Annotated in this window: 13 protein-coding genes; all 13 read left to right on the top strand. The window is 33.2% G+C overall.

From position 1 onward, the window contains the following. Positions 1–1230: T9SS type A sorting domain-containing protein (locus tag BGO42_RS08155; RefSeq protein WP_286749047.1), on the top strand; the 1230-nt coding region annotated here is incomplete at its 5' end. Positions 1231–1243: 13 nt separating this feature from the next. Next, on the top strand, positions 1244–4528 hold the full coding sequence (locus tag BGO42_RS08150; protein ID WP_273245309.1) for a hypothetical protein: 3285 nt from the start codon (positions 1244–1246) through the stop codon (positions 4526–4528). 1 nt (position 4529) lies between these two features. After that, on the top strand, positions 4530–8066 hold the full coding sequence (locus BGO42_RS08145; protein WP_273245307.1) for a DUF6443 domain-containing protein: 3537 nt from the start codon (positions 4530–4532) through the stop codon (positions 8064–8066). Continuing rightward, positions 8032–8613, top strand: coding sequence for a hypothetical protein (locus BGO42_RS08140; RefSeq protein WP_273245305.1), 582 nt, complete (start codon positions 8032–8034; stop codon positions 8611–8613). The genes BGO42_RS08145 and BGO42_RS08140 overlap by 35 nt, the downstream gene beginning before the upstream one ends. A gap of 174 nt (positions 8614–8787) precedes the next feature. Beyond that, on the top strand, positions 8788–9264 hold the full coding sequence (locus BGO42_RS08135) for an Imm26 family immunity protein (RefSeq protein ID WP_273245303.1): 477 nt from the start codon (positions 8788–8790) through the stop codon (positions 9262–9264). Positions 9265–9364: 100 nt separating this feature from the next. Beyond that, the gene (locus tag BGO42_RS08130) at positions 9365–9634 is read left to right on the top strand and encodes a hypothetical protein (protein ID WP_273245301.1); all 270 of its coding nucleotides are present in this window, start codon (positions 9365–9367) and stop codon (positions 9632–9634) included. 90 nt (positions 9635–9724) lie between these two features. Next, complete coding sequence (locus BGO42_RS17905) at positions 9725–9913, top strand: RHS repeat domain-containing protein (RefSeq protein ID WP_353681427.1); 189 nt, start codon at positions 9725–9727, stop codon at positions 9911–9913. After that, a complete protein-coding gene (locus BGO42_RS17900) occupies positions 9904–10083 on the top strand; it encodes a hypothetical protein (RefSeq protein WP_353681426.1) in 180 nt (59 codons plus the stop codon). Before BGO42_RS17905 ends, BGO42_RS17900 begins: the two co-directional genes overlap by 10 nt. Further along, positions 10076–10429 (top strand): DUF1493 family protein, encoded by a 354-nt coding sequence (locus BGO42_RS08125; protein ID WP_177735075.1) that lies wholly within the window; start codon positions 10076–10078, stop codon positions 10427–10429. The genes BGO42_RS17900 and BGO42_RS08125 overlap by 8 nt, the downstream gene beginning before the upstream one ends. Before the next feature lie 207 nt (positions 10430–10636). Beyond that, positions 10637–11221 carry a hypothetical protein gene (locus BGO42_RS08120; RefSeq protein ID WP_273245299.1) on the top strand — a complete coding sequence of 195 codons (585 nt, stop codon included), beginning with the start codon at positions 10637–10639 and terminating at the stop codon, positions 11219–11221. Between the two features lie 130 nt (positions 11222–11351). After that, positions 11352–11936, top strand: a complete 585-nt coding sequence (locus tag BGO42_RS08115) for a hypothetical protein (RefSeq protein ID WP_273245297.1) — start codon at positions 11352–11354, stop codon at positions 11934–11936. Positions 11937–12368: 432 nt separating this feature from the next. Further along, positions 12369–12872, top strand: a complete 504-nt coding sequence (locus BGO42_RS08110) for a hypothetical protein (RefSeq protein ID WP_273245295.1) — start codon at positions 12369–12371, stop codon at positions 12870–12872. 57 nt (positions 12873–12929) lie between these two features. Further along, complete coding sequence (locus BGO42_RS08105; protein WP_273245293.1) at positions 12930–13088, top strand: hypothetical protein; 159 nt, start codon at positions 12930–12932, stop codon at positions 13086–13088. Positions 13089–13155: the final 67 nt, after the last annotated feature.

Below are 13155 nucleotides of genomic sequence, written 5' to 3'. Positions count from 1 at the left end.
GGCGGCGATAAAAAAGAAGATTCCCGCGGTCAGGACGACTACTGGATCATCAAGCTCGATGCCAAAGGCAATGAGCAATGGCAGCGCACCATTGGCGGCAGCGGTCAGGAACAGCTGGCCTGCATCAGCCCTGCAAAGGACGGCGGGTATATCGTTGGCGGATCTTCTTCTTCAGGAAAATCCGGCGACAAAACCGAAGCTAATCAGGGTAACCTGGATTACTGGATCGTAAAGCTGAATGCTTCCGGAACGATCGAATGGCAAAAGACCTACGGCGGCCGTTATTTGGATCAGCTGAAAACGGTGGAACAAACCAAAGACGGCGGCTATATCCTGGGCGGCTATTCCAATTCTCCGGCTTCGGGCGACAAGCAGAGCGACAACCTCGGTACCGGGGATTACTGGATCATCAAAACCGACAAAGCCGGTGCCATCGAATGGCAGCGTACCCTGGGCGGTGATGGCGATGACAACCTGAGTGCGCTGATACAAAGCCGAAACGGCGGCTATGTGCTGGGCGGCAGTTCCAATTCCAATCCTTCGAACGACAAGAGCCGGGCGAATACCAAAGGAACCGATTTCTGGATCGTCCGTCTGGATGACAACGGACAAACCCTCTGGCAGGAAACCTACAACTACGGAGCGGTAGATTTGCTGACCTCAATAGTGGAAAATGAAGACGGTACGCTGCTCCTTGGCGGTTATGCTCGGACAGAAGTATCGGACGGAAAGAAAGACAAAAAAGACATCAACGATTATATAGCTTTAAAGATCAATGCCAAAGGTGAAGAGCTCTGGAGCAAAACCGTGGGCAGTGATGGCGAAGACATCCTGAACGGACTGATTGAAACCCGCGATGGCGGTTACCTGCTGGCCGGAACCTCCAAAGGCAAACCGTCCCGCGATAAAAGCAGCGGACATGGCGGAAATGATTTCTGGGTGGTAAAACTCAAAGACCGTTATAAAAAAGAAGTGGCGAAATCAGCTATTGAAGCCTTGCCGAATCCGGCACAAAACTTTACCAATATCGTGGTGGGTTATGAATTTCAAAGCGGTACCGCTTCGGTATTTGACCTGTCCGGGAGACAGCTTCAACAATTCAGCATTGATAGCCGGACCGTTCCGGTAGATCTGAGTCATTATCCCGAAGGGATTTATATCGTAGAGATCCGTACCAATCTGCAAACGGATTCTGTAAAAGTGATTAAAAGTATAAGCCACAATAAATAGTAAATAGATAATTATGAAAAAACATATAATAGTCCAAGTGGTTATATTACTACTTGTAGTCTGCAGTTTACGTTCACAAACTGTAAAAGATATTAATGATAAACTTAATTATGCTACAATCTCCAATCCTGATGTTTTTAGTTTTGAAAAGCATAATTTAAAAAAAGTAAACCATTATGTTGGCAAAGCAGATATATCAATACCACTCTATAATATTGAAACGGGAAATATTAACTACCCGATAACCCTATCTTATGATTCGGGAGGTATTAAAGTTGATCAGTCTGCTTCTGATGTTGGACTCGGGTGGAATTTATCAAAAACGGTAATCACCAGAATTGTAAATCAAGCCAATGATTTTAACAGCATTGGTTTTAATCAGATTGACACAGATTATGTATTCACAGATGCGGTAGAACAGAATAAAAATTTTAATGTTGGTAGTGCAAGTTCAGTAAGAGGCAATTTAGGTCACTTTTTGATTCAGAAAACTAACAGTGAGATGACTTTTGATCGAAGAAAGGTTGATTTTTTACCTGATACTTATAACTTCCATTCCAATAATTACAGTACTAGTTTTATATTTCAGGATATAAATACACCTGTGGAGTTAGCGCCAAAGGGAACAATAATCTCGGCAGTTAAAGGAAAAGCTTTATTCAACACCAATTTTTACGGTAAAAATTATCCTAATGGTAACATCTATTTATATGAATTTCCAACTCAGGATTTTTTTACAATAATAGTTACCACACCGGATGGAATTAAATATACATTCAGTGATTTCGATTTATCTGCGACTTTTTTTGCAACAGGCTTTCTGGGAGAGTACTCTTTTACACCCGGAGGTTTTATAAATCAATATCCAGCCCAGATTTCTGCTTGGCATATTACAAAAATAGAGGATACCAATACAGGTAAGAAAGTCCAATTTTATTATGATACCACTCATTCCAATCCTTTCAACGAAAATATTCTTTATGAGAATACTATAAAAAGAACCCAGCGCTTTTTTAACTATTTCAGAATACCTTATTCTGATGCACTTACGGTTAACAATTGTACCCGTTATTGGACAGGAGGAGGATCAAGTATCGTAGACTATACACTAAATAGTGATAGTAGAGTTGATGTTCAAAAAAAACGATTAAGCAGAATTGTTTTTGATAAAGGAGAAATCACTTTTAAGTATAACAATAATGAAGGTGCAAATTCGGGGATTGGGAATACTCGGGAAGATATTTATAATGGTGATTTTTTAACACAGATGACCGTTAAAAATTTCAAAAACGAAATTATTAAAACAGTAGCTTTCAAGTATGATTATTTTAATTCCAGTTATAATGTAGGAGAGTTTAATCCAGATAATGAATATAACCCTTACCGTTACAAAAGGCTAAAACTGTCAAGTATTGAAGAATCTGGAAAAAAACCATACACTTTTACTTATATTGAAGACATAAAATTACCGCCAATTAACTCCTTTTCAGTTGATTTTCTCGGGTATTATAATAATTCTGCTGACGTTTCAAATATACCAACGCTATTAAGCCTTACGCCTAATCCTAAATTATATTATTATCCGAATAAAGAAGAGCAATCGCTTTTACCTTTCCTGATACCTAATATTCCAAATGCTACTATAAATGGCTATTTTAATAGAGAGGCAAATGAATTCTCTAAAGCATGGTCGCTTAAAAAAGTTGAATATCCAACAGGAGGTTTTTCAGAATTCGAATATGAATCGAATACTTTTAATATTAATGGTATTGATATTAAAGGTGGAGGAATAAGGATAAAAAAACAAATTTTAAACGATGGTTCAGGGAATAGCAGATACTTGGAATATGAGTATAAAAAAGATAATCAACTGAGCTCAGGAAATCTCGACAATTTTCCATTTTTTGGACATCCTTTGGTAAAGGCTTTTAATGTACAGTATCAAACCAATCAAGGACTTGATGAAGACATCCCCGCTACAATAACAACTATTGGAAATGTGGTTTATGACACTAATGAATGGAAACTATTAGATAAGAGTAACCTGGCAGAAGATATCACTTCGGGTGCTTTTGTAGGATATTCGAGAGTTATTGAAAGAGAAACTGGCAATGGATACAAAGAATTTTTTTATACATCAAGCGAGACCAATAATTTTAAAAATAAAATTTTTAAAGCCGATCCATACGATCTGCCTGTAAGCATCTGTGAAATCTATCTGGCTACAACCAATATTTGTATGAGTCCTTTTATTAAAGCCAATAGCGGTATGGGAGGAAATATTTTTACTGATAATTCTTATAAAAGAGGAAAATTATTGGAAGAAAATATTTTCAATCAGAGCAATCTTCTGGTCAAGAAAACGGTAAATACATATAATGATGTGGTCTATAATGAAAAATCATTTTATCAGCCAATTACACATCCATGGCGTGTGCAAAATGAAAATAACATCGGAGTACTTTTTGCCGTAAAGAAGAAGTATAAAATAAGTAATTACCTGTTAGCTTCAGAAACTATAAAAGAATATTCAGAAGGTGATGAACTCAGGAAAGGGATAAAATATACTTATAACAACAGAGGTTTAATTAAATCGTCTTTGGAAAATATAGATAATGGTATTGGTGAAACTAAAATGACAAATGTGTACTATCCGGATGATATCACAACCATTAATAGTTTACCAAACGGATCGTTGGCCACAGCGCCGTTTAATGCTTTTATCGCATTAAAACAGAAAAATAACATCAATACACCCGTGCAGATCAATACCTTTAAAAACAACCAATTGATTTTTACCAAACGGGCATTATATAAAAACTGGGGAAATAACATTATTCTTCCGTGTATTGTACAAACAGCAAAAGCTGCGAATAATCTGGAAGATAAGATTATATACAATTTGGTAGACACCTCTAACGGGAACTATTTGGAAGCACAACAGCAAAACGGAGCTAAAATCTCTTATATATGGGGATACAATAAAACATTGTTGATTGCAAAAATTGAAAATGCAGCATATACTGATATTCCGCTTACTACAATAAACAATTTGCAATCTAAATCAAATAGTGATACAGAAGCAAACTTAATTATTGCTTTGAATAATCTTAGAAATTCATTACCAAATGGTATGGTAACAACCTATACCCATAAGCCTTTAATTGGTGTGAGTTCTATAACCGATCCCAAAGGTAACACTACCTATTATGAATATGATCCTTATGGCAGGTTAAAAAACACCAAAGACGATGATAAGTATATTTTAAAAGAAAATGAATACCATTATAAGAATTAATATGAAAAAGATATTTTACTATTTATTATTGTTTCCGATTCTTATTTTTGGGCAGAGTCCTGATAAAAATTGGATAAAAACAACCCGTTATAAAGTTCCGGTTTTAAACGGAATCGCTACACCTGCTTTGAGTCAGGCAAAAATTGACCTTAGTTATATTGATGGACTTGGCAGACCAATACAGCAAATTAGCCACAAACAGTCGGCCTCAGGAAACGATATTATTACCCATATTGAGTATGATGCATTTTTCAGACAATCAAAAGAATATTTATCTTATGTCAATCAAACTCCTTCTTTAAATTTCATTACTTCAGCAAAGAATGACACCCATAATTATTACAACGTACTGTCTTCGGCAACAGGTAATCCTTATTTCGAAACGACTGCCTATCCCTATAGCGAAAAGGTATATGAGGAATCTTCTTTAGATAAGGTTATCGTACAGTCGGCTTCGGGTAACACCTGGGCAGTCGGCACCGGACATGAGATACGAAATAGTTACTTTTTTAATAAAAGTACTGATGCTGTAATTTTTTTCAAAGCAGTAACAACATGGGATAATGCTAAAGGTCTTTATGATATTAATCTGGTTCAAAGCGGTACGTATTCCCCCGGTCAACTTTATAAGAAGGTTATAAAAAATGAAAACTGGATATCTGGCACTAATAATACAACAGAAGAGTATAAAGACAAAGAAGACAGGATAATTTTAAAACGATCGTACAATAACGGAGCACATGACACTTATTATGTGTACGATATTTACGGTAACCTGACCTACGTTATCCCCCCGTTAGCGACTGCCCCGTTAACGCAATTAAATGATTTGTGTTATCAGTATAAACATGATAAAAACAACAGGCTTGTAGAGAAAAAAATACCGGGAAAACAATGGGAATTCATTATATATGACAAATTGGACCGGATTGTAGCTACAGGGCCTGTTTTTTCTCCATTTACAAATAATAATACAGAAGGATGGATCATAAATAAATATGATGCTTACAATAAGAATATCTACACCGGTTGGTACACCGGTCATCCGGCTAATACTACAGGTAGAAAAGCAGTGCAAGACATCCATAATGCTGCAACGGTATTAAATGAAAATAAAACAGGTACAGGTGTCATCAACAATGTGTCTATAGCTTATACCAATACTGTTTTCCCTACAGGTTCATACCATATATTAAGTATTAATTATTATGATAACTATACCTATCCGAATGCACCTGTAGTTCCGCAGCAAATAGAAGGACAGTCGGTACAACAAAATGTTAAGGGGCATATAACAGGAACCTGGAACAGGATTTTGACCTCAACGAATGAGACCAACAACCAGCTTACCTATGATTTTTATGATAAAAAAGAAAGGTCAATTCGAAATCGTATTAACAATCATTTCGGTGGTTATACTCAAATTGATAAAAAAGTTGATTTCACAGGTAAAACAGAGTATAGTAAAACCACTCATAAAAGGAGTAATACTAATACTGAGATTCTAATCACAGATACTTACACTTATACAAATCAGGATCGGTTACTATTACACAAACAGCAAATTAATGGTGGTCCTGAAGAGTTAATTACTAAAAACACTTATGATGAATTAGGGTTGTTAATTTCTAAGAATATAGGAGGTCCGGATGCAACAGGAGCTATAGGATATCAAAAAGTCGATTACCGTTACAATGTTCGTGGCTGGCTGACCGATATCAATAACATCAGTCCTGTGGGAGATCCGGTACTGCGAATGGAAGAGACCGATTTATTTGGTTATAAAATCAATTATAATCAGGTAACCGAAACAGACGAAGATGGCACTGTGTATTATGGTACAGCAAGTGTCTATGGTCAGGTAAAACCTCTTTATAACGGGAATATTTCTGAAACTTTCTGGAAGACAACCAGTGACAACATTCTACGAAAATATGGTTATCGCTATGATAATTTAAACCGCTTATTGGGAGCTTATTATCAAAAACCATTATCGAATGAACCAATATCGAACTCTTATGATGAATCCGTCAGTTATGATAAAAATGGTAATATAACAAAATTAAAACGTACCGGTAATTTGGATCATCCCAATATTACGATCGATATCGATGATTTAGCCTATACTTATAACGGTAACCGTTTGATGCGTGTAAACGATACGACCAATAATCCGGAAGGATTTAAAGACAATGGATACAATAATACATATAATGATTATGCCTATGATGCTAACGGGAATATGATTCAAGATGAAAATAAAAAGATTACGAATGTTCTTTATAATCATCTGAACTTACCAATGGAAATAACGTTTTCCGGCGGAAATAAAATCAATTATCTTTACAGTGCTGCCGGGGTTAAGGTACAGAAAAAAGTGACTGACGGCAGCGATGTCAGCAAAACCGATTATTTAGACGGATTTCAGTATATTAGCAGTAAATTGGCTTTTTTCCCGCATGCAGAAGGCTATGTTAAGGTTACTGATGATATTCACTTTAACTATGTCTTTAATTATACTGACCATTTGGGCAATACACGGGTAAGCTGGGCCTATGACAAGGTGATTGACCGTGTAAAGATCATGGAGGAAAGTCATTATTATCCGTTTGGATTAAAACATAAGGCTTATAATACACAGGAGTATTTGTTCAGCATGCCAATGGACGGGTCACCGGGTTATAACGCTCCTGTTTTAGAACAGCTAAATAGTATGCCTAATCCTTATCAGTATAAATTTAACGGAAAGGAATTACAGGATGAATTAGGTCTTAATGTCTATGACTATGGTGCAAGGAATTATGACCCTACGATTGGAAGATGGATGAATATTGATCCATTAGCAGAACAAGGGCGCAGATGGTCTCCTTATACTTATGCAATGGATAACCCCGTTTATTTTATTGATCCAGATGGAATGTGGCCAGATAACCCTATTAGTAATTATATTGCAAGAGCGAAACAGGCAGTTAGTAGTTATGTGGGAAACAAAATTAGCAAAGTTGTAAATATGGCTAAAGGTTATGTAAATCAAAAAATGGAAAACACAAGAAATTCGATAAAAGAAACATTTAGTGTGGGGTCTTCTTCTGATAAATCTTCTGGAGGTTTCGGTTTTGATTTTAAGGTTAAGGATAAGGACAACGCTCAAAATGGTCTTGTTAAAAAAGAACAGGGTAATAGAGATACTAAACAAGTTAATGTTGATGTTATTATGGAATTAACAAACATTCATGGTCCTGAAGGGGCAAAAGGAGAAACACCAATAGTGCCAACAGAAGCAAGCAGTAATTCTTCTGCAAAAAAGAATGATGTTAGTACAATGCAGAATAGTACAAATACTGAGGAAAAAATGGAAACATTTAGTTATCGTAAAGCAACAGGAACGACTACTTCATATGGGCCAAACAATAAACCTCAGGCAGATTATAAACTAAATGACACCACAGTACCTAAGAGTAAAGCATTAAATATATACAATAAACTACAAAAACAATTTGAAGATGATAGTGAAGCTGCACAAAAAAGAAAACCATAAAAGTTATATAAACGTATTACAACCTATATTAATCATAACAATGTTTTCAGTTATGATTTCATGTAAAACAGATATTAAAGATTCTAAAAAAAATGTAAGTTCTAATGATTCAACAAGAAGAGTTGAAGAGTTTGTAAATTTAAAAAATTCATCCTCATATTTGAATCAAGTAATAATTTTTGATAAAAATGATAGAATTGATAAAGCCAGTCAATATTATGAGCTTAAGGATGAAAATTGTTTGATATACCACTCTTATTTAGATACATTAAATTTAGAGTTTGGAAAAAAAAGATTTATCATTTTCAAAACCTCTGATTCACTATTAAGAGATTTTTCAAATTATGATAAGCTTCAACTGAAAGAATTCCTATTTAAAAAGAATTCTATATGTTTTGAGAGAGAAAAACCAAAGTATGGTGTTATTGAGGATATTGTTTTTTTGCATAGTGATTCAATAATAAATGGAGAAGAATCGGTACGCATATTAAAAAATTACATGTATATCAATTTAGAAAAACCTAATCTACTTCTAAAAGAGAAATAATTTAAGCCCCTAAGCCATAACTAAAAAAGTTACAGTAGTGATATTATAGCTTTTAAAAATAAAGTGGAGTTTTAACGTGCTTTAAATTTTCTGTTAATTCCACCTACAAACACCAATGATAATCAGCCGGTTATCAAACAAAAATAGTTCATTAAAAAAGTTTGGAGGTTAAATATGAAAAAACAACAAATTACTAAAGGAGCAATACTTGAAATAAATATTGAAAATAAATATTATACTTATGCACAAATATTAGAAAATGCAGGTTATGCCTTTTTTGACTATAGAACTGAAGTGCCATTGAAAGAATTTAGTGTTCTTGAAAATAAGAAAATTTTATTTATTGTTGCTGTGTATAATGATGTAATAACACAAGGTCGATGGTTAAAAGTTGGAAAACTTAATATAAGAGAAGAAATTAGAAAGCAACCTATGAAGTTTATACAAGATGCTTTAAATCCTGAAAATTTTGAATTGTATGATCCCAATACCGGTGAAATAACGCCTACAACCAAAAAACATATTAAAGGGTTAGAAAGAGCAGCTGTTTGGGAAGCCCATCATGTTGAAGATCGGATTAGAGACTATTATAATGGAGTACCCTGTGTTTGGCTGGCCGAGGATATAGAATTATTCAATTCTATAGAATAATAAATCTTAACGAATAAATAAAAATAATCCTAATTTAAAATATCTATCTAAGAGGACAAAAGAACATCCTCTTAGATTGGATATTTAAACAGCTAAAAACATGAAAAATATTGAAAACATAAGTACATTAAGGTTAATATTGATTGGTTATTTATGGATTAATATTCCTTTATTATTAATTATCTTCTGTATAGCCTACATTAGTTCTTCTATTTTTAATTTAACATTTAGAGAAGGGGTTATTGTTGGTGTTGTAATAGGATGGATTTATTGGCATTATAGTATAAAATTTTGGATACTATGGGCTTTAAAAAGTAATGTCAAATCAGAACGTTTGCTTTCGGTTGGAAGATCCTGTTTGCTTTTATGATAAGTCTACCATTGATACTGTAATTAAAAAACATAATTTATAGACAGTGCATTCAATGAGCTACAGTATTAAAATATGTTCTGTTAACTTATAATACAGTATAAATTTAACGGAAAGGAATTACAGGATGAATTAGGATTAAATTTATATGATTATGGAGCGCGTAATTGTGATGCGGCTATTGGCAGATGGATGAATATTGATCCGTTAGCAGAACAAGGGCGCAAATGGTCTCCTTACACTTATGCAATGGATAACCCGATGGGAAACTGGAAATAAAAAATATTCGACGATTAGCTAAGAAAGTAATTGTATATAATATGGCAGTTGATGGCAATCATAATTATTTTGTGACAAAGAGTAAGGTATTGGTACACAATAAGAGTATTAAAGAACAAGAAGATTCCCAAACTGATTGTAAATTAGAAAAATTGAAATCTGATGAGTAAGACTGGAATTTTTGAAAATATTAAGCAATTCATAATTAGAGAACGCTGGGAATATGATTTTCCCTTGACACGTGATACTTCAATACAAGAAGATTTACTTATTTACGGTGATGATGCTGTCGAATTCATAGTTAAGTTTGGAAAGGAATTTAGTGTAAATGTTTCAAATTTTATGGCAGCAGATTATTTCCGTGCCGAAGGAGGAATAAATCTGCCACCAGTTATAGCTCAATTGTTCCCTAAAAAAAATAAAGGCTATAAAGAACTTACAATTGGAGACCTTGAGAAAGCGGTAATTGCTGGTAAATTGGATGAAGAAGTTTTGAATAAAAATAAACCCCGATAGCGCGGATTTGTAATCCGCGCCAATAAAGAGAAGCAAATTACAACTCTAAAAAAACCAATATCCTCGTGTAATCAATTAGCTGTAGTATTAAAATGTGTAGTGCCAAATACTAATTACAAGGAGATACATACTAACAAAACGAAGTACAATATAACTATTCAAGTAAAAAACTCTGTCGTTAGCAGTAAGTAGATATACCATTGATTTTTGAAAGAAATGCAGAAAGAAAAAGAGAAGCAGAAGAAAAAACAAACAATGAGAACAACAGGTAAAATTTTAGGAGCAATAATAATCTTATTATTATATATTGGTTGCAAAGACGTGAAAAACCAACCAGCCAATAATATCAATAAAAAGACTATTTTTTATAACAAGGGGGTTGAATTTAAAATAGATTTCCCAGATACTATTTATAAAGGGAAAAGTTATAATGGAAAAATAATTTATAGAAATATATTAGATACTATTACGACCGATTTAGATAATGATATAAATAAAAAGAATAATAGATATATTATTTTCGCAATGGCCAGGACTAAAAGTATTGATTATGATGAAAGCTATCTTCATAAAATAGTTAAAGATACTTTTGGGGCAATCGATAATAATACTATTCCTTTTTATGACATAAAATTCAATGAAACAGGAGTATTCTATATAGATGGTATTATAAATGATCAGGGCTATATAAAATTAGAAAAAAAGAATGAAAAGGGAGAAGAACCCATGCGAATAATAACAAATGAATTTCGAGCTTCTCATAAAGTGATCGTAATTGATAATACCCAATAATACAGATTTACAATCCCTGACAATGGATATACGAATACGAGTGGTGATGTTTTAGGAAGTCCTCCTGAGAGTTTAAAAACATCAGAAGTTGATCAAATAATTCAAAATAGTTATAAAGCAAATTAATATTATGAGAAAGTTATTATTTCTAATTTTATTGTTCTTAATTCCCAAATGCGTATTGGGTCAATCTGCTGAACAAAAATTTTTATTAATTTTTTCTGAAACAAAACAGAAAACCAAGATTGATAAATATAAAGCTTCTTTGAAGGCAATTAAATATGACTCTTCTGTGGAGTTAAAAGATGATTTTAAAATTTCAGATGTTTTTTTAAAAGATTTTTCAGACGGTCACTTTGAATCATGTCAAAAAAGAGATTCGATATATTTGACATTCAATTATAGTAATGATTCTTTTAATATTGACAATAAATATGGAGAAGCAAATAGGAAGAAAATTGATGAAATTTTAAAAAACAAGAAGAAGTTATTTTCCGTTAATGTAAAATCAAAAAAAATCATTCAATCAAAAATTGATTATTATTATGTTTTAATAAAGTGTACAGCTTGTTCTGGCATTTTAGACAACATAAGTGCTTCAAAAAATAATAACGATTCTGTACTGTTAATTAAAAATAATATTGAAGAGATACCAAATTTTGAAATTGATAATGTTAGCGCATATAAAATCTATAAAAGCTTAATAAAACATTAAGATTCATAAAAAGTCAGAAACTCGTTTCAGTATTCGGAATACAGGGATGGGCGCAACACATGTGTCCATCCTTATGTTAATCCAATTATTAATGGAGAAAAATGGTGAGAATTTTAGAAAAGGTCACCTTAGTAGATCCTACCTATAATGCTTATCCTTTACCAAAGACTGCCAAGTTTATTAAGAATAAAGGAATTATTAAAAGAACTATTTTATAAAATTATTCTAAGTATAGTCTCCTTAATTTAATCCCTAATTAAAACTATGATTATCAATAGTTCGTATAAAAAGATGATTCAAAAATAAATAAGACAGTTCTTTTTCTGTCTTCTCTGACTTGTATAACAACTTTCGGAGATAAAAAAAAGAATCGTTATATTCGTTTTATATTGACAACATCAGATAATATAAATATTAGTAAGTACATGATGGATGAATAAGTATAAACTATTTTTTACAGGTATATCGCTGTTAGTTGTAACCGGAATTTATTCGCAAACGAAATTTAAAACTGAGTTTTATACCGTTACTGTCCCAGAAAATACAACTTATACGATGTTTAACACTACCCGTGAGGCAGAAGCGAATATTGATATCTATGAGTTTGGAGCAGATGGCAAGATTAAATATTTATTGTATCTGATGTCTAATAAGATGAGCGGAGCAGTAAAAGTTGATGAGAATAACTTTGAAGATTTTTTAACGGATTTGTATGAGCTGGTTATTACGGACATTGAAAAACAGGATGGAAATCTAAAGATTTATTTTTCTTACAATGATAGCGAATTCGTAAGAGGAATCGCCTATCTCTCAACGGAGAATGATGTTCTTAGCCGATTTGTTTTTCTTTTACCAAATCCCGATGCAAAAAAAACTTTTAGTAATGAAATTGATCGAATGGTCACAAATATTATTAAGACTAAAAAACATTGGTAAACACCTCTTATTTAGCTGGCTTTCAGCACAAAAAAGATGTTTTAAAATTTTCTCAGCATGCATAGGGTTATGTTAGTGCTACCTATGGATTTGGGGATGTCCTGTACGGAGAATAGTTTTACAGGAGTGTCCTCCATTATGGAAGAGAATCATTATTATCCGTTTGGTTTAAAGCATAAGGCCTGTAATGCTCAGGAGTATATTAATAACACATAATGACGATGCGGCTATTGGGCTCAGAATCCCAAAAGAGAAACACTCTTTAATTACACCTATAATAATC

This window comes from Flavobacterium sp. 40-81 (assembly GCF_001898245.1).
GTDB classification, from domain to species: domain Bacteria; phylum Bacteroidota; class Bacteroidia; order Flavobacteriales; family Flavobacteriaceae; genus Flavobacterium; species Flavobacterium inviolabile.
This window is presented reverse-complemented; position numbering and strand designations above follow the sequence as displayed.

Coding starts and splice junctions, on each gene's coding strand:
- BGO42_RS08130 (WP_273245301.1), top strand. CDS start 9,365: ATGAAAAATATTGAAAACATAAGTACATTAAGGTTAATATTGATTGGT.
- BGO42_RS08140 (WP_273245305.1), top strand. CDS start 8,032: ATGATAGTGAAGCTGCACAAAAAAGAAAACCATAAAAGTTATATAAAC.
- BGO42_RS08105 (WP_273245293.1), top strand. CDS start 12,930: ATGCATAGGGTTATGTTAGTGCTACCTATGGATTTGGGGATGTCCTGT.
- BGO42_RS08135 (WP_273245303.1), top strand. CDS start 8,788: ATGAAAAAACAACAAATTACTAAAGGAGCAATACTTGAAATAAATATT.
- BGO42_RS08150 (WP_273245309.1), top strand. CDS start 1,244: ATGAAAAAACATATAATAGTCCAAGTGGTTATATTACTACTTGTAGTC.
- BGO42_RS08125 (WP_177735075.1), top strand. CDS start 10,076: ATGAGTAAGACTGGAATTTTTGAAAATATTAAGCAATTCATAATTAGA.
- BGO42_RS08115 (WP_273245297.1), top strand. CDS start 11,352: ATGAGAAAGTTATTATTTCTAATTTTATTGTTCTTAATTCCCAAATGC.
- BGO42_RS08145 (WP_273245307.1), top strand. CDS start 4,530: ATGAAAAAGATATTTTACTATTTATTATTGTTTCCGATTCTTATTTTT.
- BGO42_RS08110 (WP_273245295.1), top strand. CDS start 12,369: ATGAATAAGTATAAACTATTTTTTACAGGTATATCGCTGTTAGTTGTA.